The sequence below is a fragment of the Streptomyces cyaneofuscatus genome (assembly GCF_042718795.1).
In the GTDB taxonomy this organism is placed as follows: Bacteria; Actinomycetota; Actinomycetes; order Streptomycetales; family Streptomycetaceae; genus Streptomyces; species Streptomyces cyaneofuscatus_A.
Map to the genome: position 1 here is coordinate 146089 of NZ_JBHXOX010000006.1, position 21007 is coordinate 167095.

The 21007-nt window shown below is 72.0% G+C and carries 16 protein-coding genes; 9 read left to right on the top strand and 7 right to left on the bottom strand.

The annotated features are described in order from the left end of the window. Window positions 1-31 precede the first annotated feature (31 nt). Window positions 32-1276 carry a L,D-transpeptidase gene (locus ACFWRT_RS08275; protein ID WP_380949968.1) on the bottom strand — a complete coding sequence of 415 codons (1245 nt, stop codon included), beginning with the start codon at window positions 1274-1276 and terminating at the stop codon, window positions 32-34. A 328-nt stretch (window positions 1277-1604) separates the two neighbouring features. After that, window positions 1605-2846 (bottom strand): L,D-transpeptidase, encoded by a 1242-nt coding sequence (locus ACFWRT_RS08280; RefSeq protein ID WP_380949969.1) that lies wholly within the window; start codon window positions 2844-2846, stop codon window positions 1605-1607. 154 nt (window positions 2847-3000) lie between these two features. Between ACFWRT_RS08280 and glgX the strand changes: the two genes are divergently transcribed. Further along, entirely contained in the window at window positions 3001-5313 is a 2313-nt protein-coding gene (glgX, locus tag ACFWRT_RS08285; RefSeq protein WP_380949970.1) for a glycogen debranching protein GlgX, read from the top strand. A 12-nt stretch (window positions 5314-5325) separates the two neighbouring features. Here the strand turns inward: glgX and ACFWRT_RS08290 are convergent, their stop codons facing one another. From ACFWRT_RS08290 to ACFWRT_RS08305, 4 genes are all read right to left on the bottom strand, one after another. After that, entirely contained in the window at window positions 5326-5976 is a 651-nt protein-coding gene (locus ACFWRT_RS08290) for a response regulator (RefSeq protein ID WP_380949971.1), read from the bottom strand. A gap of 23 nt (window positions 5977-5999) precedes the next feature. After that, window positions 6000-7295, bottom strand: coding sequence for a histidine kinase (locus ACFWRT_RS08295; RefSeq protein WP_380949972.1), 1296 nt, complete (start codon window positions 7293-7295; stop codon window positions 6000-6002). Window positions 7296-7360: 65 nt separating this feature from the next. Beyond that, window positions 7361-8206, bottom strand: a complete 846-nt coding sequence (locus tag ACFWRT_RS08300; RefSeq protein WP_380949973.1) for an ABC transporter permease — start codon at window positions 8204-8206, stop codon at window positions 7361-7363. A 1-nt stretch (window position 8207) separates the two neighbouring features. Further along, the gene (locus ACFWRT_RS08305; protein ID WP_380949974.1) at window positions 8208-9125 is read right to left on the bottom strand and encodes an ABC transporter ATP-binding protein; all 918 of its coding nucleotides are present in this window, start codon (window positions 9123-9125) and stop codon (window positions 8208-8210) included. 191 nt (window positions 9126-9316) lie between these two features. Here ACFWRT_RS08305 and ACFWRT_RS08310 point away from each other — a divergent pair, with 191 nt between their 5' ends. The 8 genes from ACFWRT_RS08310 (at window position 9317) to ACFWRT_RS08345 (ending at window position 19255) form a co-directional block, all read left to right on the top strand. Beyond that, window positions 9317-11248 (top strand): ABC transporter ATP-binding protein, encoded by a 1932-nt coding sequence (locus ACFWRT_RS08310; protein WP_380949975.1) that lies wholly within the window; start codon window positions 9317-9319, stop codon window positions 11246-11248. Further along, window positions 11245-13194 (top strand): ABC transporter ATP-binding protein, encoded by a 1950-nt coding sequence (locus ACFWRT_RS08315; RefSeq protein WP_380949976.1) that lies wholly within the window; start codon window positions 11245-11247, stop codon window positions 13192-13194. The genes ACFWRT_RS08310 and ACFWRT_RS08315 overlap by 4 nt, the downstream gene beginning before the upstream one ends. 294 nt (window positions 13195-13488) lie before the next feature. Continuing rightward, window positions 13489-14211 carry a response regulator transcription factor gene (locus ACFWRT_RS08320; RefSeq protein WP_380949977.1) on the top strand — a complete coding sequence of 241 codons (723 nt, stop codon included), beginning with the start codon at window positions 13489-13491 and terminating at the stop codon, window positions 14209-14211. Window positions 14212-14326: 115 nt separating this feature from the next. After that, window positions 14327-15475, top strand: a complete 1149-nt coding sequence (wecB, locus tag ACFWRT_RS08325) for a non-hydrolyzing UDP-N-acetylglucosamine 2-epimerase (protein ID WP_380949978.1) — start codon at window positions 14327-14329, stop codon at window positions 15473-15475. A 67-nt stretch (window positions 15476-15542) separates the two neighbouring features. After that, window positions 15543-16883, top strand: a complete 1341-nt coding sequence (locus ACFWRT_RS08330; protein WP_380949979.1) for a glycosyltransferase family 2 protein — start codon at window positions 15543-15545, stop codon at window positions 16881-16883. Window positions 16884-16921: 38 nt separating this feature from the next. Continuing rightward, window positions 16922-18109 carry a PP2C family protein-serine/threonine phosphatase gene (locus ACFWRT_RS08335; protein ID WP_380949980.1) on the top strand — a complete coding sequence of 396 codons (1188 nt, stop codon included), beginning with the start codon at window positions 16922-16924 and terminating at the stop codon, window positions 18107-18109. Then, complete coding sequence (locus ACFWRT_RS08340; RefSeq protein WP_380949981.1) at window positions 18106-18726, top strand: SpoIIE family protein phosphatase; 621 nt, start codon at window positions 18106-18108, stop codon at window positions 18724-18726. The genes ACFWRT_RS08335 and ACFWRT_RS08340 overlap by 4 nt, the downstream gene beginning before the upstream one ends. Before the next feature lie 208 nt (window positions 18727-18934). Continuing rightward, on the top strand, window positions 18935-19255 hold the full coding sequence (locus ACFWRT_RS08345; protein ID WP_380949982.1) for a thioredoxin family protein: 321 nt from the start codon (window positions 18935-18937) through the stop codon (window positions 19253-19255). Between the two features lie 83 nt (window positions 19256-19338). Here the strand turns inward: ACFWRT_RS08345 and ACFWRT_RS08350 are convergent, their stop codons facing one another. Further along, window positions 19339-20916 carry an AMP-binding protein gene (locus ACFWRT_RS08350; protein WP_380949983.1) on the bottom strand — a complete coding sequence of 526 codons (1578 nt, stop codon included), beginning with the start codon at window positions 20914-20916 and terminating at the stop codon, window positions 19339-19341. Window positions 20917-21007 lie beyond the last annotated feature (91 nt).

Genomic DNA, 21007 nt, shown 5'->3' on the forward strand with positions numbered 1-21007 from the left:
GTACAGCCGGGAAGTCGTAGGCGAGGAAGCCCTACTTCTTCCACTCCTCCCAGTCCATGTTCCAGCCGTTGAGGCCGTTGTCCGGCGCGATCTGCTTGTCCTCGGAGTTCTTCACGATGACCACGTCGCCGATCAACGACTTGTTGTAGAACCACGCCGCCGGCGTCTGGTTGTCGTAGCCGCCGCGCACATCACGCAGACCGACACAGCCGTGGCTGGTGTTGGTGGTGCCGAAGATCGAGGACGCGCCCCAGTAGTTGCCGTGCAGGAAGGTCCCGGAGGTGGAGAGCCGCATGGCGTGCGGCACGTCCTTGATGTCGTACTCGCCGCCGAAGCCGACGGTGTCGCCGTTCATCCGGGTCACCTTGAGCTTCTCGCTGATGACCATCTGACCGTTGTACGTGGTCGTCGCCGGGGCGCCCGCGGAGATCGGGATGTCCTTGATCTGCTTGCCGTCACGGACGACCTTCATCCGCTTGCTGCTCGCGTCGACGGTCGAGACCTGGCTGCGGCCGATGGTGAACGTCACCGCCTTGGCCTGCTTGCCGTAGACGCCGGGCCGTCCCTCCACGCCGTCCAGGTGGAGCTCCACGGTCACCTTGGTGCCCGGCGCCCAGTACTTCTCCGGGCGGAAGTCGAGGCGGTCGTTGCCGAACCAGTGGCCCTCGATCTCGACGGCGGGCTCGGCGGTGACCTTGATGGCCTTCTCCACCGCGGCCGGCTCGGTGATGCCCCGGGTGAAGTTGATCGAGACCGGCATGCCGACCCCGACGGTGGAGCCGTCCTCGGGTGTGTAGTGCCCGATGAAGGAGTTCTCCGGCACCAGCGTGGTGAAGGTGGTGTCCTTGGCCGACTCCCGGCCCTTCGCGTCCTTGGCGACCGCGTGCACCGCGTACTTGGTGGCGGCGGCCAGGTGCCGCTCCGGCACCCAGCTCGCGCCGTCGGCCGCGATCTCGCCCGCGACCGCGTTGCCCTTGGGGTCGGCGACCTCGACCGTGGTCAGCTTGCCCTGCGCGGCGGTGATCTTCAGCGCACCGCTGGTCGCCACCGACTTCGCGCCGTCCTCCGGCGCGATCGTCACCACCGCCTGCGAGGCCGTGGTGTCCTCCGCCTTCGCGCCGGCCTTGCCGCCGCCCTTGTTTCCCGCTTCCGCGTCCCCGCCGCACGCCGTCACCAGCAACAGCATGGCGCCCAGGGCCAGGGCCAGAGGCCCCGATCCGCCGCGCCGCTTTCTGCCCGCCCCGGCCGATGCCCCCGATATCGGCTGCACGTCCACTGTGGTGTCTCCCCTCGCAGGGCCTGGCTCCGAAGCCATGGCCCGCATCCCCCGCGCGCTGCACGTACGCGCTCCACCGCAAGATAATCACACCGTCGGCGCGGTGGATCCCCTCCGGAATGTCACCGTTCCGTCCCAAGTGGCGGGCAGAGCCGTGCAGGTGGGACGGGGTGCGGGGCGCCCCCGGGGGGCAGGGGCGCCACACCCGGGGGCAGCGTGCTGCAGGAGCGCCGCACCCGGGGGTCAGCGCGCGGCAGGGGGTCCGGGCCCCCAGGGGGTCAGCGCGCGGCGGGGGCAGCGCGCGGCAGGGGCGCCGGGCTCCCCGGGGTCAGCCCAGGGCGGAGCCCGCCTTCCACTTCTTCCAGCCCATGTTCCAGCCGCTGAGCCCGTTGTCCGGCGCGACCTTCCTGTCCTTGGAGTTGACGACCTCCACCACGTCCCCGATCAGCGTCCGGTCGAAGAACCAGCCGCCCGGCGTCGTCGCGCTGCCGCCCTTCGCGTCACGCAGCCCGATGCAGCCGTGGCTGACGTTCTCCTCACCGAAGACCTCCTCGTCGGCCCAGTAGTTGCCGTGCAGGAAGGTGCCGGAGGTGGTGAGCCGGATGGCGTGCGGGACGTCCTTGATGTCGTACTCGCCCTTGCCCTTCTTGTCCGTGAAGCCGACCGTGGCGCCGTTCATCCGGGTCACCTCGTGCAGCTCGGAGACGACCATCTTCCCGTTGTACGTGGTCGTCTTCGGGGCCCCCGCGGTGATCGGGACCGTGCTGACCAGCTCCCCGTCCCGGCGCACCTCCATGGTCTTGGCCTCCGCGTCGACGAGGGAGACCTGGGAGCGCCCGACGGTGAAGGTGACCGTCTTGTCCTGGCTGCCGTAGACCTTCGGCGCGCCCTCCACGTCCCGCAGTCCGATGTCGACGGTGACCGCGGTGCCCGGCTTCCAGTACGTACGGGGGCGGAAGTCGAGGCGGTCCTTGCCGAACCAGTGGCCGACGACCTCCACCGCCGGTTCGGCGGTCACCCGGATGGCCTTCTGCACGGCCGCCCGGTCGGCGATGGGCCGGTTGAAGGAGAAGGAGACGATCATGCCCGTGCCCACGGTGGACCGGTTCTCCGGCTTGAAGTAGCCGATGAAGCGGTGCTCGGGGACGAGCGTGGTGAACGTGGCGTGGCGGGCCGAGCGCTGTCCTGACGCGTCCACCGCCACCGCGTCGACGCTGTACTTCGCGGCCAGGGCGAGCCGGGCCGCGCCGGACTCCGGTTTCCAGGAGAGGCCGTCCCCGGCGATGCGACCGGCCACCGTCTGCTGCTGGGCGTCCTCGATCCGCATCACCTTGACGCTCTCCAGCCGGCCGTCGGGGATCTTCACCCGGATCGGGGTCTCCGCGTCGACCTCCTTCGCCCCGTCCTCCGGAAAGATGCTGATCACGTCGTTGGGAGAGCCTGGTTTGCCGTTGAGCAGCGCCTCTCTCGTATCGGTGCATCCGGTCAGCAGGACCAGCATGGTGAGCAGTCCTGCGCATGTCAGCACGGCGGCCGAGCCCGCCCGTGCGCTCTTCGCTGCGTGGTTCACGCTCCCCCAACGACCAGGGCCGGTCGGGGGAAACGTGAGTGCGGGGCCCCCGGTGGGCAGAACAGAGGGAAGGACCACCAGGAGAGGGCCGCGGCCGGGACGTCGCGCGCCCCCTTTCCGGTGCCCGTCCTCATGAGCCGCGGGAGGCGACACGGTGTCGAGCGCAGCCGAGCAGGAGGCAGTACAGGAACCGGCCGGGACGGCGGTGAGACCCGGGGAACCACCGGGCCGCCCCGCACCCGGCTCCCGTACGGACGTCACGGAGGCCGTACGCACTCAGTTCGCGGAGTTCACCGCGACCGTACGCGCCGAGCCCCGCGCCCCCGTCGTGTGGCCCGGGGCGCCCATGCCGCTCGGGGCCCGTTTCCGGGTCGGTCCGGACGGGGTGGCGGGGACCAACTTCGCGCTCTGGGCGGGCGGGGCCGAGGCGGTCGAGGTGTGCCTCTTCGAGGAGGACGGTGCCGAGACCCGCTGCCCGCTGACCGAGCTGACGCACGAGATCTGGCACGGCTTCCTGCCGGGCATCCGGCCCGGTCAGCGGTACGGCTACCGGGTGCACGGCCGCTGGGACCCGTGGACGGGCGCCCGCTGGAACGCGGCCAAGCTGCTGCTCGACCCGTACGCCCGTGCGGTCGACGGCGACTTCACCCTGCCGCCCGAGGTGTACGGCCATATGAGGGACTGGCCGGACCAGCATGTCGCCGACACCGTGCGCGACGACCGGGACTCGGCTCCGTACGTCCCCAAGGGCGTGGTCGTCCACGATGACGACGACTGGGTGGAGGACCGCCGCCCGAAGACCCCGTGGGCCGACTCGGTCATCTACGAACTGCACGTACGCGGCTTCACCAAGCTCCACCCCGACATCCCGCCCGAGCTGCGCGGCACGTACGCCGGGCTCGCGCACCCGGCCGCGATCGACCACCTGACGCGGCTCGGGGTGACCGCCGTCGAACTGCTGCCGGTCCACCAGTTCGCCCACGAGGACCATCTGCTCCGGCGCGGGCTGCACAACTACTGGGGCTACAACTCCATCGGTTACTTCGCGCCGCACGCCGGCTACTCCGCCTCCGGCACGGCGGGCGGCCAGGTCGGCGAGTTCAAACGCATGGTGCACGCCCTGCACAGCGCCGGGATCGAGGTCATCCTCGACGTCGTCTACAACCACACCGCCGAGGCCGGCGAGCTCGGCCCGATGCTCTCCCTGCGCGGCATCGACAACCGCGGCTACTACCGCCTCCAGAACGACCCCCGCCGCTACGCCGACTACACCGGCTGCGGCAACACCCTGCACGTCGTCCAGCCCCAGGTGCTGCGGCTCATCACCGACTCACTGCGCTACTGGGTCACCGAGATGGGCGTCGACGGCTTCCGCTTCGACCTGGCGGCGGCGCTGGCCCGCTCGATGCACGACGTCGACATGCTCTCCCCGTTCCTCGCGGTCATCGCCCAGGACCCGGTGCTGCGCCGGGTCAAGCTGATCGCCGAGCCGTGGGACGTCGGCAACGGCGGCTACCAGGTAGGCGCCTTCCCTCCTCTCTGGACCGAGTGGAACGACCGCTACCGCGACGCCGTACGGGACTTCTGGCGCGGCGCGCTCCCCGACGTACGGGATCTCGGCTACCGGCTGACCGGCTCCAGCGACCTGTACGCGTGGGGCGGCCGCCGCCCGTACGCCTCGGTCAACTTCGTCACCGCGCACGACGGGTTCACCCTGCGCGACCTGGTCTCCTACGAGCACAAGCACAACGAGGCCAACGGGGAGGGCAACCGGGACGGGACGAGCGACAACCGGGCGTGGAACTGCGGGGCCGAGGGCGAGAGCGACGACCCGGAGATCAGCGCGCTCCGCCGCCGCCAGCTCCGCAACCTGCTCACCACCCTGCTGCTCTCCACCGGGGTGCCGATGCTGGTGGCGGGCGACGAGATGGGCCGGACCCAGGGTGGCAACAACAACGCCTACTGCCAGGACAACGAGATCGGCTGGCTGGACTGGTCGCTCCTCGAACAGCCCGGGTGGCGGGAGCTGACCGAGCTGACGGCCCGGGTGCTGAAGCTGCGCCAGACCCATCCGGTGCTGCGCCGCCGCGCGTTCTTCTCCGGCCGGGCCCAGGCGCCGGACGGGCTGCGGGACCTGGCGTGGTTCACCCGGGACGGGCAGGAGATGACGGAGGGCGACTGGTACGCGCCCGCCGCCACGCTCGGCCTCTACCTCTCGGGCCGGGACATCCCGGGGCGGGACGCGCGGGGCGAGCCGGTCACCGACGACAGCTTCCTCGCCGTCCTGCACGCGGGCGCGGAACCGGTCGCCTTCGCGCTGCCGGGAGCGCCGTGGGCGGCGGCGTACGAACTCGTCCTGGACACCTCCCGCGAGGACCAGGCCGAACCGCCCGGCACGGTCCTCGAAGGCGGTACGGAGCTGGGCGTCCCGGCCCGCTCGGTGCTGCTGCTGCGGGTGGCCGCGTAAGGCCCCGGGAGGTCAGCCGAGGATGCCCCGGTCGTAGCCGACGGCCACGGCCGCGGCGCGGTCCTTGGTGCCGAGCTTGGCGAAGATGTGGGTGAGGTGGGTCTTCACGGTCGCCTCGCTGATGAAGAGTTCGGCGGCGATCTCCCGGTTGGTCGTGCCCTTCGCGACCAGCACCAGCACCTCGCGCTCCCGGCCGGAGAGAGAGGCGTCGGCGGGGGCGGCGGGGGTACGGACCCGGGTCATCAGGCGGGAGGCGACGGCGGGCGAGAGGACGCTGCGGCCGTCGGCGGCGGCCCGGACGGCGGCGAACAGCTCCTCGCGCGGAGCGTCCTTGAGCAGGTAGCCGGTGGCGCCCGCCTCGATCGCGGGGAGCGTGTCGGAGTCGGTGTCGTACGTCGTCAGCACCAGGACCTGGGAGCGGGCGCCGCGCCGGGTCAGCTCGGCGATGGCGGCCACTCCCCCGCCGCCGGGCATCCGCAGGTCCATCAGGACCACGTCGGGATCGTGGCGTTCGACGACGGCGAGGGCGTCCACGCCGTCGGCCGCCTCACCGAGGACGTCGAAGCCGGGTTCGGCGGTGAACATGCCGCGCAGGCCGTCGCGGACGACGGGATGGTCGTCGACGAGGACCAGGGTGATGGTGCGGGTGGGGTTCTCGGTCATGGCAAGGGCCACCGTACGGCCGCTCACACCTGCCTGACCAGGGGAACGCGGGCGGAGACCGCCGTGCCCCCGCCCGGTTCCGACTCCACCTCCACCGTGCCCGCGATGCGTTCCGCGCGGGCGCGCATACCGCCGAGGCCGAAGCCGCCGCTGCGGCTCGCCGGTGCGGCGGCGTCCGGGTCGAAGCCGCGGCCGTCGTCCCGTACGTCCAGGGTCAGTTCGTCGTCCATGAAGGAGAGCGTGATGCCGACCCGGGAGGCCCGGGCGTGGCGGCCCGCGTTGGCCAGGGCCTCGCCCGCGATGCGCAGGAGGGTGGCGGCGACCTCGTCGTGGACCGGTTCGGCGGTGCCGGTGACGGTGAAGTCGGCCCGTACACGGTGCTGTTCGGCCCAGGTGGCGACGGTCTTCTCCAGGGCGCCGGTCAGCTCGTCGTGCTCCAGGGCGACGGGGGCCAGGTTGTGGACGGAGCGGCGGGCCTCGCCGAGGCTGTGGCGGGCGAGGGCGGCGGCCCGCTCCAGGTGGACGCGGGCGGTCCGCGGATCGCGGTCCGTGACGGAGGTGACGACCTGGAGCTGGGCGATGATCCCGGTCAGGCCCTGGGCGAGGGTGTCGTGGATCTCGGCGGCGAGCCGGCGCCGCTCGTCGTCGACACCGGCCTCGCGGGCCTGGACGAGGAGCTGGGCGTGCAGGGCCGCGTTCTCCGCCATGGCCGCCTCCAGCCGGAGGTTGGTGCGCTCCAGCTCGGCGATGGTCGCGGCCTGGACGCGGGCCTTCTCCTCCTCCCGCAGGCCGACCTGCCAGAAGAAGAGGGCGAGGGTGGCGTTGACGACGTACAGCACGCCGAAGGCGATCCAGTTCATCAGGGAGGCGGGCGGCAGGCCGCCGCTCTGCGAACCGGCCAGGGTGAGGGCGGTGGTGAGCAGCCCGGCGCGGACGAAGCGCTTGGGAAGCAGGGGTTCGACGTCGAAGTAGCTGAGCGCCGCGTAGATCGCGAAGAACGGGTTGAGCCAGGACAGGGCGAAGGCGAGGAGGGTCCGCCCGGTGTAGTAGGCCACCCCGGCCGGGGCTCCCGGAGCGGTACGCGGGCGGGCCCGGCCCCACCAGGCCTGGAGCCCGTACGCGGCGACGGCCAGGACCCCGGCGGCGTACATCTCGGTGCGGGTCATGATCAGGTCGGCGGCGACAGCGGCGACCAGGACGGCGAGGGTGAGGACGGCGTAGGGCCCGTACCGGTGGAACTGCTCCCAGCGCTGCTCGACCGTGGCGGGGGCCGCCGGTGCCGGCACGAAGGGGGCGGTACGGCGGGGCGAGGACGTCATGCGGGCAGTCTCCCCCGGCCGCACCGGGCCCACCAGCCCCGCCTGCTCCCCGCCCCCGCCCCCACTCACTGCCACCGGAACAGACGGCTCGCGGCGGCGCCCATCGCGGCGGTCCACAGGGCGACGATCCCGAGGTGGATCCAGCCCGGCCAGCTCCCGGACGCGGCCTGCTCCAGCGCCTGGGAGGCGGCCCCGAACGGGGTGATCTCCACGATGCGGCGCAGGAGGTCGGGCATCGTCCGGACGGGCAGCCAGACCCCGGCGGTGAACATCATGACCAGGTAGGCGGCCGAGCCGACCGCCGTGGCCGCCTTCGCCGTCCGGGCCAGGGCGCAGATCATGGCGCCCAGGCTCAGCGCGGCGGCGACGGCGAGCAGCAGCGCCAGCAGGTAGCCGGGGAGTTGCCCGGGCAGCGCGACCCCGTAGGCGGCCCGGCCGACGACGGTGACGAGGAGCGCGGAGCCGAGGCAGGCCGCGCCGTGCAGCAGGATCTGGGCGGTGAGCAGGGCGGAGGGCCGTACCGGGGTGGCGGACATCCGGCGCAGGATGCCGCGCTCGCGGTAGGCGGTGAGGACCGGAGGCATCGCCTGGATCCCCGCCGTGATCATGGCGAGCAGGATCGAGATGGGGACGTACAGGTCGATGACGCGCCGTCCGCCGAGCTCGTCCCGCACCTCCTTGAAGGCGGGCACGAAGCCGAGGATCACGAGGAGGAGGGAGGGGAAGACGAAGACCCAGAAGAGGCTGCCCGGTTCGCGGAGGAAGAGCCGGGTCTCGGCGATGAGGACGGCGGTCGTGGGACCGCGTCGCCGGGCGGCGCGGGGCTCGGGGGCGGTGTCCGGTGCGGTGGTGGTCGATGCGGTGGTGGTCGATGCGGTGCTGGTCGATGCGGTGCTGGTCTCGGTCTGCATGTCAGGCGTCCTGTCCGGTGAGGTCGAGGAAGGCGTCGTCGAGGCTGGTCTCGGTGATGCGCAGCCGGTGGGCGGTGACGGCGAGTTCGGCGAGCAGGGCGACGAACGGGGTGACCGTCTCGTCGGTGCCGTGCACCGTGAACGTCTCCTCGCGGTCGGGCGGGGTCACGGACGCGACGCCGGGAAGCGCGGTGAGCCGGGTGAGGTCGGGGCCGGTGAGCGCCCGGGAGGGCGTGAAGGAGATGACGGTGGAGCCGGTGGCCCGCCGGATCAGCCCCGCCGGGGTGTCCAGGGCGACGACCCTGCCGCGGTCGATGACGGCGATCCGGTCGCAGAGGCGCTGGGCCTCCTCCATGAAGTGGGTGACGAGCAGGACGGTCACCCCGCCGTCGCGGATCTCCTCGATGAGCTTCCAGGTGTCGCGGCGGGCGCGCGGGTCGAGGCCGGTGGTCAGCTCGTCGAGGACGACGACCTTCGGGTCGCCGATCAGGGCGAGCGCGATGAACAGCCGCTGCTTCTGGCCGCCGGAGAGCTTGGCGAAGCGGGTGGTGAGCTTCTGGTCGAGGCCCAGCCGGGCGGCGAGCGGGCGCCAGTCGACGGGGGCCGGGTAGAACGAGGCGTAGAGCTCCAGCGCCTCCCGTACGGTCAGTTTGGCCTGGAGCTCGCTCTCCTGGAGCTGGGCGCCGAGCAGCCGCGTCACCCGGTCGTGGTCGGCGACGGGGTCGAGCCCGGCGACCTTGACCGTGCCCGCGTCGGGGATGCGCAGGCCCTCCACGCACTCGACGGTGGTGGTCTTGCCCGCCCCGTTGGGACCGAGGATGCCGAAGATCTCGCCCTCCTCGACGGAGAAGGAGACCCCGTCGACCACATGGCGGCCCGCGTAGGTCTTGCGCACCTCGTCGACTTCGATGATTGCCATGCCCCCAGGGTTCCGGCGGGCGGTGGCGGGCGGTATCCGTCATCACGCTCGACGCTCCATCAACCGATCGGTTGACCCGGGGGTACGACCCGGAGGTGCGCGCCGCGGCGGGGTCTTCGGCTCGCGACGCCGCGGCCTCCGGCGGAAATGGGGAGGCCCGATGTCAGTGGTGAAACGTACAGTCAGTTCTGATGCCCGAAAAGCCTGCAGAGCACACGGACCGGTCCGCCGTGCGCTCCCTCCTGCGTCTGTGGCCTTATGTCCGCCCGGTACGGGTCCGCCTGTTCACCGCCGCCTTCGTGGCGATCGTGGCGTCCTGTCTGTCGCTGGTGATCCCGCTGATCCTGAAGTGGATGGTGGACGGCCCGGTCGCGGACCGGGATCCGGGCGGCGTCTGGCTGGGCGCGCTGTACCTGCTGCTGCTCGGCATCGCGGAGGCCGTGCTGTTCGGGTTCCGGCGGTGGCTGGTGGCACGTCCGCTGGCCGGGGTCGAGGCGTCGATGCGCGCCGACCTCTACCGCCATCTGCAACGGCTGCCGGTGGCCTTCCACGACCGCTGGCCCTCGGGCCAGCTCCTGTCGCGGGGGACGACGGACCTGATGCTGCTGCGGATGTTCCTGGCGTTCCCGCTGACCTTCCTGGTCGTCAACGCGGCGACGATCCTGGTCGGTTTCGTCATCCTCTTCGCGCAGGACTGGTCGCTCGGGCTGGTGCTGCTGGCGCCCGCCGTGCCGCTGATCATCCTGTGCTCGGTCTTCGAGACGAAGTACTCGCTGGTGGCGCGGAAGGCCCAGGACCAGGTCGGTGATCTGACCACGGTCGTCGAGGAGAGCGTGCTCGGCATCCGGATCGTCAAGGGCTTCGGCCGCCACCGCAGCCAGGCGAAGGCCTTCAAGGCGCTGTCGCAGCGGCTGCGCTCCACGGAGCTGGGCAAGGCGCGGCTGCTCGCCGGGATCTGGGCGCTCATCACCACCATCCCGGAGCTGGCGATCGGGGCGGCGCTGGTGCTCGGCACGGTCCAGGTGGCGGACGGCTCGCTCTCGGCGGGCACCCTGGTCGCCTTCCTCTCGACGGCGCTCGCCCTGCGATGGCCGGTGGAGTCGATCGGGTTCCTGCTGGCGATGAGCCAGGAGGCGGCGACCGCGACCGACCGGTACTTCGAGGTGATGGACGCGGCGGAGGAGGAGGACGCGGCGGCCGCCCGCAAGGATGCTCCCGACGCGCAGGACGCGCCCGCCGGGCTGGTGTTCGAGGGCGTGGAGTTCCGCTACCCGGACGCGGAGCCGGGCTCGCCGCCGGTCCTCGCCCGGATCGACCTGCGGGTGCGGCCCGGCGAGACGATGGCCCTGGTGGGCGGTACGGGCTCCGGCAAGACGACGCTCACCGCGCTGGTCCCCCGGCTGCACGAGGTGACCGGCGGGCGGATCACGCTGGACGGTGAGGACATCGCCACGATGGAGCGGACGCGGCTGCGGGAGCTGGTGTCGGTGGCGTTCGAGGAGCCGACGCTGTTCTCGGCGACCGTCGGCGAGAACGTGCTGATGGGGGCCAAGGACGCGGACGAGGACCAGGTGCGCCGGGCGCTCGCGGTGGCGCAGGCCGACTTCGTGCACGCCTTGCCGAAGGGCCTGGACACGGAGGTCGGCGAGCAGGGCCTGAGCCTCTCCGGCGGCCAGCGCCAACGCCTCGCCCTGGCCCGGGCGGTGGTGGGCCGGCCGCGCTTCCTGGTGCTGGACGACCCGCTCTCGGCGCTCGACGTGCACACGGAGACGCTGGTGGAGGCGGCGCTGCGCCAGGTGCTGGAGGAGACCACGGCGGTGGTGGTGGCGCACCGGCCGTCGACCGTGATGCTGGCGGACCGGGTGGCGCTGCTGTCGGAGGGCCGGATCACGGCGGTGGGCACGCATCAGGAGCTGCTGCGGTCGAACGCGGAGTACGCGTGGCTGATGTCGGGGGCGGAGCCGGGCGGGGGCGGTGGGGACCCCGTTGCCATGGCCCCCGGTGACCCTGTCGCCATGGCCCCCGGGGACCCCGTCGCCACGGCCCCCGGGCCCGTGACCACCAAGACCACCACCGACACCCCCACCCAGCAGGTCCCCGTCGAGGAGGGCAGTAGCCGATGACCACCACCACCGACGACGCCGCGCGCCCCGCCCCCGGTGACGACGAGGGCCCGGAGCCCGGCCGAACGGCCCAGGCCCAGACTCCGACCCCGACCCCGACCCCGACCCCGACCCCGACCCAAGCATCCGCCCAGCCACCCGCCCCGGACGGCCCCGGCGACCCCTTCGACCAGGACGACCTGCCCGCCCCGCGCGGCGCGACCCGATCGCTCCTGTTCTCCCTGCTCCGGCCGATGCGCGGCCGGGTGGCGGTGGCCGCGCTGATGCTGATCCTCCAGCAGGCGGCGGTCCAGGCGGGCCCGCTGCTGGTGGCGTACGCGATCGACAGCGGCGTCCCGGCGTTCCGGGACCACGACTACGGGCCGCTGATCGCGGTGGCGGTGGGCTACCTGCTCTGTTCGGTCGGCGCGGGCGTGCTCCAGTACGCGTTCATCCGGGGCTCGGCCCGCATCAACCAGGACGCGCTGCTGGACCTGCGCGGCCGGATCTTCCGGCACGCCCAGGTGCTGAGCGTGGACTTCCATGAGCGCTACACCTCGGGGCGGCTGATCTCGCGCTCCACCACGGATGTCGAATCACTCCAGGAGCTGCTGAGCGAAGGGCTCCAGGAGCTGATCACCGTGGTCCTCTCCTTCGTGTCGATCGGGCTGGTCCTGCTCTGGCTGGACCTCGGCATCGGGGGGATCGCGGTGCTCTCCTTCGTACCGCTGTATCTGCTGGTACGGCTCTACCGGCGGCGGGCGGGCATCGTGTACGGGGCCAGGTCCACGGCCATCGCGTCGGTGATCGTCAAGTTCGCGGAGACCATGAACGGCATCCGGCCGGTCCAGGCGTTCCGCCGGGAGCGGTCCAACGACACCGCGTTCGCCTCGCTCAACCACGTCCACGAGCGGCGCAACGGTGACGCGCTGCTGGAGATGGCGCGGTACGTGGTCGGCTCGCGGCTGGTCGCGAACACGGCGGTCGCCGGGATGGTCCTGTGGGGCGCCTACCGGGTGGCCGACGGGACGCTGGCGCTCGGGGTGCTGGCGGCGGCGGTGCTGTATCTGCGCCGGCTCTACGACCCGATCGACCGGCTGGGGATGTTCCTCAACTCCTACCAGTCGGCGGCGGCCTCGCTGGAGAAGATCGCCGGCCTGCTGGCCCAGACCCCGACGGTCCCGGTGCCGGCGGACCCGAAGGAGCTGCCGGCCCGGTCCGACGGCCACCCGGGCCGGGAGGTCAACTTCGACGGGGTGCGGTTCGCCTACCGTACGGGCGGCGAGGTGCTGCCCACGTTCGACCTGCGCATCCCGGCGGGCGCCACGCTGGCGGTCGTCGGCTCGACGGGCGCGGGCAAGTCGACCCTGGCCAAGCTGCTGGCCCGGTTCTACGACCCGACCGACGGCCGCGTCCTGCTGGACGGCGTGGACCTGCGGGACCTGGCCACGGCCGAGCTGCGCAAGGGCGTGGTGATGGTGACGCAGGAGGCGTTCCTGTTCTCCGGGACGGTCGCGGAGAACATCGCGATCGGCCGCCCGGACGCCACCCCGGACGAGATCGAACGGGCGGCGAAGGCGATCGGCGCGCACGACTTCATCGCCGCGCTGCCCGACGGCTACGACACCGACGTACGCAAGCGGGGCGGCCGGATCTCGGCGGGCCAGCGCCAGTTGGTCGCCTTCGCCCGCGCCCTGCTGGCGGACCCGGCGGTCCTGATCCTGGACGAGGCGACCAGCTCCCTGGACATCCCCGGCGAGCGGGCGGTGCAGCGCGCCATGGACACGGTCCTGCACGGCCGCACGGCGGTGGTCATCGCCCACCGCCTCTCCACCGTGGAGATCGCGGACCGGGTGCTGGTGATGGAGGGCGGCCGCATCGTGGAGGACGGCGCGCCGGCCGAACTCATCGGCGGCACGGGCCGGTTCGCGGGACTGCACCGGACGTGGAAGGAGAGCCTGGTCTGAGCGTGGTCCGAGCCAGGTTCCGCGCTTTCGTGAGCACTTCCGCGTGATCACCCGGCAGCCGGCACCCGGCTCCCGGCTCCCGGCTCCCGGCTCCCGGCTCCCGGCTCCCGGCTCCCGGCAAGTGGACAGCGTGTTCGCGCCCAGCCGCCAGGTCGCCGAGGCGCAGAGGCGCACAGGCGCAGAGGCGGCGGACAGCGCCGGTGGCCGCGCTGCGGAACGGCGTCCTTCCTGGTTGACTGAACGAAAAGGTGGGCCTTTGCCTCAGGGGCAAGTCCGGCCCGTCCGATTCCGGCGGTGGATGTGCCCAAGCTGCTGATCGTGGAGGATGACGCGGCGACCGTCGTGGCGCTGGAAGGGCTGCTCGGGCCGTGCGGGTACGACGTGGTGTCGGCGTCCGACGGCCGGGAGGGGCTGCGGCTGCTGTTCGCGCAGCGGCCCGACCTGTTGCTGCTCGATCTCGTGGTGCCGGGGCTGGACGGCTGGCGGGTGCTGGCGCGGGTCCGTGACATGAGCGACCTGCCGGTGCTGGTGCTCTCCGGCAGGGGCGACGTGGCGGACCGGGTGAGGGCGTTGCGTGCGGGCGCCGACGACTATCTGGTCAAGCCCTGTGACGGTGAGGAGCTGGTGGCGCGGGTCGGGGCTCTGCTGCGCAGGGCGGGACACCGGCAGTGGGCCGGTGAGCGGGTGGGCGAGCACCTGCGACTCGTTCCTGAGCGGCGGGCCGTGGTGTGGTACGGCGGCGAGGTACCGCTCAGCGAGATCGAGTACCGGCTCCTGCAGATCCTTGTCCGCAACCGGGGCCGGGTCGTGACCACGAAGCAACTGCTGACCCGGGTATGGGACGACGAGAGTGCCGTGGGTGGCGACCGGGTCAAGTTCGGGGTGCTGCGGCTGCGCCGGAAGCTGCGCGGGGCGGCCGGTCAGCAGGGCCGGGACCCGGTCGAGGCGGTACGGGGGCTGGGGTATCGCTTCGTCCCCGCGGAGGAATCCGAATCCGACGGGGAGAAGGGCCCCTGACTTCCAGGGCGAAATACCGGGACAAAGATCCCATATTGGTTGAAAGTGCACTTAGCAACCGTTGGGCAACCGAGGCGCACCGATCGCAGCAACCGCCGCGGGCGAAGCTCCGGTCATGACTTTCTCCGCAGAACGCACTGTCGCCGTCGTCCTCGGGACCCGCCCTGAGCTGGTCAAGCTCGCGGGAGTGATCCGCCTGCTCGGCCCCGCCGCCCGGGTCATCCACACCGGCCAGCACTACGACGACGCACTGTCCGCCGACTTCCTGGACGAGCTGGGGCTGCCCGAACCGGAGTATCTGACCGGTGTGGGCGGGCAGCCGCGGGCGGTGCAGGTCGCAGCCGCTCTGGCCGCGCTCGACGAGCGGTTCGCGGCCGATCGGCCGCTCGCCGTGATCGTCCAGGGTGACACCAACGCCGCGCTCTCCGGCGCTCTCGTCGCGAACGCGCGGTCGGTCCCGCTGATCCATGTCGAGGCGGGGCTGCGCAGCCACGACCGCGCGATGCCCGAGGAGCACAACAGGGTGCTCATCGACCGGCTGGCGGACGTCCTGTGCGCGGCGACCCCGCAGAACCGGAACCTGCTGCTGGCCGAGGGGGTGGCCGACGAGCGCATCGAGGTGACCGGCAACACCGTCGTGGAGGCCGTACGCGACAACCTGCCGCCGCGCCGGGAACGGGCACGGCTGCTCGGCGGCCTCGGCCTGGAAGCGGACGGATACGTGCTGGCGACCGTGCACCGCCCGGAGAACACCGACGACCCCGCCGTACTGGCCGTGATCCTCCGCGAACTGGCCGCTCTGGGCCGTACGCTTCCCGTCGTCCTCCCCCTTCACCCGCGCACCCGGTCCCGGGTCGAGGGCGCCGGTCTGCGGCCGCTCCTCGACGGGATGACGGTGATCGACCCGACCGCGTACGGCACGTTCCTCGCGCTGGCCCGGCACGCCGCGCTCCTCGTCTCCGACAGCGGCGGGATCCAGGAGGAGACCACCGTCCTCGGCCGCCCCCTGATCGTGGTCCGCCGGTCCACCGAGCGGCCCGAGGCGTTCGCCGACTTCGCCGACCTCGTCGCACCCGGGCCCGGCATCGGCGCCGCGGGGCACCGCCGCCTCGCCGAGGGCCCCGAGGGACTGCACCGCCTGGCGTCCCTCCCCAGCCCGTACGGCGACGGCAGCGCGTCGCGCCGGATAGCGGACCTGGCGACCGCGACGATCCTGCGCGACACGCCGCTGGGAGCCGCCCGAGGCCTGCTGGTCGCCGCCTGAGCGACGACGGCCACGAGCCACGCGCCGAGTCCGACCACCCGTCACCGCCCCCGACTGGAGGGATCGCATGCTCCCGGAGTACATCCTCTACATCTTCCCGTTCGTCCTCCTGGGCTGCTTCCTGCTCTACTGGGCCGGCTCCCGGCACGCCTACGCCCGTCGCCGCCCCACCGAGGCGGGCGATCCCGGCGCACACGACTGGCACTTCTTCGTTCCGTGCCGGGACGAGGAAGTCGTGATCGCGACCACGGTCACCCGGCTGCGGACCGACTTCCCCGCCTCCCACGTCTGGGTCATCGACGACGCCAGCGACGATCGCACCGGTGAGATCGCGGCGGCTCTCGCCGCCGAGGACACGTATGTGCGTCTCGTCTCGCGCCGCCGCCCCGACGCCCGTATCGGGAAGGGCGCCGCGCTCAACGCGGCGTACGAGGCGATGAACACCCACCTCGGCGACGTGGACCGCTCCCGCGTCATCGTGTGCGTGATCGACGCCGACGGCCGGCTGGCACCCGACGCGACGAAGTACGTCAGCGGCCCGGACGGCTTCGGGGACCCGGAGACGGGCGATGTGCAGATCGGCGTACGGATGCGGAACGTGGAGGACCGACGTCCGCTGCCCGAGCGCGGCCGGCTCGCCAACGCCTACGCGCGTCTGCTGATCCGGATGCAGGACGCGGAGTTCGCCGTCTCCAACACCGGGATGCAGTTGCTGCGCCGCCGCACGGGATCGGTGGGCCTCGGCGGCAACGGGCAGTTCACCCGGCTCACCGCACTCGACCGGATCGCCGCCGCGGAGCGCCGCCCCTGGAAGCAGGACGCCCTGCTGGAGGACTACGAGCTCGGTATGCAGATGCGCCTGGCGGGCTACCGGGTCACCCACGTTCCCGACGCGTGGGTGACGCAGGAGGCCCTGCCCCGCACCCGCCGGTTCCTCACCCAGCGCACCCGCTGGGCCCAGGGCAACATCCAGTGCGTGCGGTACGCGGGCCGGATCGTCGGCTCACGCCACTACCGCGCCCGCGGAGTCCTGGAGTCGCTCTACACGTTCTTCCAGCCGATCGCCCACCTCACGGTCCTCGCCCTGACCACGGTCCTGGTCTTCATCCTCCTCACCGGTGTCACGGGCGCCGTCCTCTTCGCCGCGTGGCCGCTCGCACTGGCGCTCGGGATCCTGTCCGTCGTGCCCTTCGTGCTGTGGGGCCCGGTCTACCGGAAGGAGTTCGCCCCGGACCGCTCACGCCTCACCGGGGTGCTGTGGGGCATCACCCTGTGGCTGTACGCCTACCACCTGTTCATCGTCTCCGCTCGCGGCTCCGTACGCCTCCTGCGCGGCAGGACCGGCTGGGCCAAGACCCGGCGCAACGCCGAAACAGCCGGTACCGGCCCCACCGCCACCGAAGCCTGATCCGTGCCCGAAACCGAAACCCCGGACAAGGAGCAGTTGTGAAGACGCCCGCCGTACCCGCCCCCCGGCACACCGACGGTGCGTGCGTGGGCGCCCTGCTCGCCATCGCCGTGGCCGACGTGCTCCTGGGGCCGAGCGTGACTCTCCTGGCCCTCTTCGCGGCCGCACCGGCTGTCGCGGCTTCCCGGACCACGGCACGCGCCGTTGTCGGCACCGGGCTGTTCGCTGCCCTGATCGCCGTGACGGTCAGCCTCCATGAACGCCTGCTCGGCTCCCCGGAAGGCTTCCTGCCGCTGCTGGCGCTGGGAATCGTCACCCTGTTCTCCGCCGCCGCCGCCCGCACCAGGGCCCGCCAGCAGCACCGGCTCACCCAGCTGAGCGATGTCGCCGGGGCCGCGCAGCAGACCATCCTCGGGCCGCTGCCCGCCACGTCCGGTCCCGCGCGCATCGCGGCCTCCTACGAATCCGCCGCGGACGGCGCGCAGGTCGGCGGCGACTTCTACGATGTGACCCCGGTCCGCGACGGCGTGCGCCTGGTGGTCGGAGACGTCCAGGGCAAGGGCCTCGATGCCGTGAAGACGGCCGCCACCGCCCTGGCCGCCTTCCGCGAGAGCGCCCCGGTCTCCTCCCGCCTGGAGACGGTCGGCCTGAAGATGTCCTGCGCCCTGGCCCGCAGGGGCACCGAGGACCGGTTCGTCACCGCGGTCCTCGCGGAGCTGTCCGACGACGGCACGCTGACCCTCGTCAACTACGGCCACACCGCACCACTGGTGCCGCCCGCACCCGGCGGAATGGCAGAGGCGGCCCCCGACCACCCCGGCATGCCGCTCGGCCTGGACGCGCTGGGGGACGGCAGGCCGGGCCGATACCTCCGTACCCTCGCGCCCGGAGACCGCATGCTCTTCCACACCGACGGCCTCGACGAGGCCCGTGACGCCACCGGGCGGTTCTACCCTCTGGCCGCCCGCACCGACCTCCTCCGGGTCGGCACCCTGGCCACCGGCCTCGAAGCACTCCGCACCGACGTCCACCGACACACCGCACCCGCCTCCCCGGCGGACGACTCCGCGCTGCTCCTGCTCGAATACACCGGAACGCACAACGCCTCCCCGCAGCGGCGGCCGGGACCTCTCCTCGGAGTCACCCGGTCGGCGTGCGAGAAGTGCGCGGTCACCGACTGCGCGATACCTCCCCGGCTCCGCCCCCACCACAACCCGCCCGAATGACCCAGTCCGAAGGCCGGAAGAACGCCTGCCTCGACGCCACCGTCCAAGCCGATGACGGCAGGATGACCCTCATCAACGACAGCCACCCCGCACCGCCGGTGCCGCGGAGGACCGCAATGAGCTTCACGTTCTTCGGCCGCCCGATCACAGCCGCCCTCGCCTGGGCACGGCCCCTGGCCCCGCGGCTGCTGCCCTTCTACATGATCGCTACCGGAATCGTGTTCCAGCTGGTCACCCAGTACGTTCCGGCTGCCCTCGGCCTGTCCGACATGGCCGAGGACCCCTCCCCGCCCGACGTACAAGAATTTCCCCCAGGCTCAACGCTCCTGCTGTACACCGACGGCCTCTCCGAAGCTCGCGACATGAGCGGTACCTTCTACGACCCGGTCACGTCGCTGACCGGCCGCACCCATGCCACCCCCGAACATCTCTTGAGCGCCCTCTCCGAGGACGTACGACGCTTCTCCGGCACGGACACCTTCGACGACATGGCCCTGCTCGCCGCACACCGCCCCGGAGAAGGGCCCGCGGCACCGGCCGCCGGGCGCGGTGCTCGCGGTCGTGAGGCAGTGGTGCGGCGTGTCCCACGCACGGGGCAGGGGCGGAGTCGGCCCTGACCTACCGCGTGTCCGGAAAGTAGTGGTTGACAGCGTTTTGAATCTCCGGGGCGGCTGGGCGGCGTAGGCCGGTGTTCACCGGGCGGGGATCAGCCCAACGCGTCGGCCACGGTCCGCCCTTGGGCAGCGGCGCACACGACGGGAGGGCGGCGGGCCTGCCTGTGCGGAGGCGCCCTCGGACGGAATCTCGACCGAACGGAGTTGCGTCATGGCCCTGGTGACCGTCACCGACGACACCTTCGACACCACGGTGGTCCATGCGGGCGGGCCGGTACTGGCCTACTTCTGGGCGGAATGGGCGGGACCGTGCAAGATCATGACCCCGGTCCTGGAGGACCTCTCCGACGAATACGCCGGACGCCTCACCATCGCGGCCCTCGACATCGACCACGACCCGGGCACCCTGCCCCGCTACAAGGAAGACTCCGTCCCGACCATGCTGCTGTTCAAGGACGGCACGGTCATCGGCAAGAGGATCGGTGTGCACAGCAAGGGCCAGATGCGGGAGTTCCTCGATGCGCACCTGTGACCTGTTCCTGTTGCCGGGGTAGCCGGGGGCCGGACACCAGGAGAGACCGAGGCCTTCCGTACGGGGACGGCTTGCCGGACGAACTACGGTGTGCGGCCCTGCCGGGCAACCGCGGCCGCTCGTAGGAGCTTCTTGTCGGGCTTGCCCGCGTCGGTGAGCGGCAAGGCGTCGGCGAAGTCGACGTGATCGGGTTCGTACAGAGGGCCGCGGCCGTCCCCGACCCACGTCCGCAGCTCCTCTGCGGTGACCGTGGAACCGGGTGCGGTCACCACGGTGGTGTGGATGCGTTCGTGGCCGCCCGCGCTCCGCACGCCGTAGACGGCGCTCTGCCGCACGGCGGGGTGGGTGTTGAGGAAGTCCTCCAGTTCGATGGTGTACACATGGCCGCCGACCACCGGGATCATGTCCTTGATCCGGTCGACGACGCTCAGGTAGCCCCGCTCGTCGAGCAGGCCCAGGTCGCCGGTGTGCATCCAGCCGTCCCGCAGGACCTGGGCGGTGAGTTCGGGGTTCTTCCAGTAGCCCTCCATCATCTGGTCGGAGCGGACACAGATCTCCCCGACCTCGCCGGCCGGCAGAACCCGTCCGGCCTCGTCACGGATCTCGACCTCGACGCCGGGTACCGGGCGTCCGGCCGTGCGGAGGATCTCCGGCCGGTCCGGGGCGTGTTCGGCGGCGGGCAGCACGCTGACCGCGCCCGCCTCGAACTGCCCGTACCCCTGCTGCAGGACGGGGCCCAGCCGGCGTACGGCCTCGGCGATCCGGGCCGGTGAGGACGGCGTGCCGCCGTAGGTGATCTGACGCAGGCTGGAGAGGTCGGCGTGCTCGATGTCCGGGTGGTCGAGCACCTGGTACAGCAGCGGCGGCAGGAGCATCATGTTGGTGATCCGCTCCCGGGCGATCGTGGAGAGGATGTCGGCCGGATCGAAGACGTAGTGGAGCACGACCGTCCCGCCGGCGGACAGGGTGCTGTCCGCGATGAACCCGGCGGCATGGGACAACGGCGTGCACACCAGATCCCGCCGGCCCGTTCCGCTGAACAGCTCACGGGTCCGCGCGATGCCCTCCTGCATCCTGCCGAACGTACTGCGCACCCCCTTGGGGTGACCGGTCGTACCGCCCGAATGGCGGATGAAGCACAGGTCGTCGGCGCGCGCGGCACTGGCCACGGGGGTGCCCGGCTGCTTCTCGGCGAGAGCGAGCAGGTCCTCGCCCAGCTTCCGCTCCTCCCCGTCCGCACCCGCGGGCGCGCCGCCCAGCAGCAGGACATGCGCCACGGGCGGCACCCGGCCGAGGAGTTCGGCCGCCCGGTCCGCGAGCCGGGGATCGACGATGAGCGCGTACGTGTCGACATCGGCCATCATCAGGGCCTGCACGTCGGCCGAGAGCCGGTTGTACAGGTGGTTGAAGTGCGCGCCCAGCAGGTTGACCGCGTACCGCACGGCCATCGTCTCCGGGAGATTCCCGCACAGCAGCGTCACCGTCCGTCCCGGACCGACCCCGCACTCCCGCAGGGCGTGCGCCAGCCGGTGGACCAGTGAACGGAACTCGCCCGAGGTGAGGCGGTGTTCGCCGCTCACAAGGATCTCGTGGCCAGGCTCCTCGGCCAGGCCGTCGAGGATGATGTCGACGTAGTTGCGGAACACGGGCGACACAGACAAGGGGTGTCCTTTCCGAGGCACCGGCCGCAAGGCGTGCCGGCCAGGTGCCGCGCTCCTTCGCGGGCAGCGCCCCCGCGGTGATCGGCCGGCG

What these genes read in the sequence shown, in the direction of transcription:
- ACFWRT_RS08315 (WP_380949976.1), top strand. Translation starts at nt 11,245, where the DNA reads ATGACCACCACCACCGACGACGCCGCGCGCCCCGCCCCCGGTGACGAC.
- ACFWRT_RS08290 (WP_380949971.1), bottom strand. Translation starts at nt 5,976, where the DNA reads ATGACCGAGAACCCCACCCGCACCATCACCCTGGTCCTCGTCGACGAC.
- wecB (WP_380949978.1), top strand. Translation starts at nt 14,327, where the DNA reads ATGACTTTCTCCGCAGAACGCACTGTCGCCGTCGTCCTCGGGACCCGC.
- ACFWRT_RS08340 (WP_380949981.1), top strand. Translation starts at nt 18,106, where the DNA reads ATGACCCAGTCCGAAGGCCGGAAGAACGCCTGCCTCGACGCCACCGTC.
- ACFWRT_RS08305 (WP_380949974.1), bottom strand. Translation starts at nt 9,125, where the DNA reads ATGGCAATCATCGAAGTCGACGAGGTGCGCAAGACCTACGCGGGCCGC.
- ACFWRT_RS08295 (WP_380949972.1), bottom strand. Translation starts at nt 7,295, where the DNA reads ATGACGTCCTCGCCCCGCCGTACCGCCCCCTTCGTGCCGGCACCGGCG.
- ACFWRT_RS08300 (WP_380949973.1), bottom strand. Translation starts at nt 8,206, where the DNA reads ATGCAGACCGAGACCAGCACCGCATCGACCAGCACCGCATCGACCACC.
- ACFWRT_RS08310 (WP_380949975.1), top strand. Translation starts at nt 9,317, where the DNA reads ATGCCCGAAAAGCCTGCAGAGCACACGGACCGGTCCGCCGTGCGCTCC.
- ACFWRT_RS08345 (WP_380949982.1), top strand. Translation starts at nt 18,935, where the DNA reads ATGGCCCTGGTGACCGTCACCGACGACACCTTCGACACCACGGTGGTC.
- ACFWRT_RS08330 (WP_380949979.1), top strand. Translation starts at nt 15,543, where the DNA reads ATGCTCCCGGAGTACATCCTCTACATCTTCCCGTTCGTCCTCCTGGGC.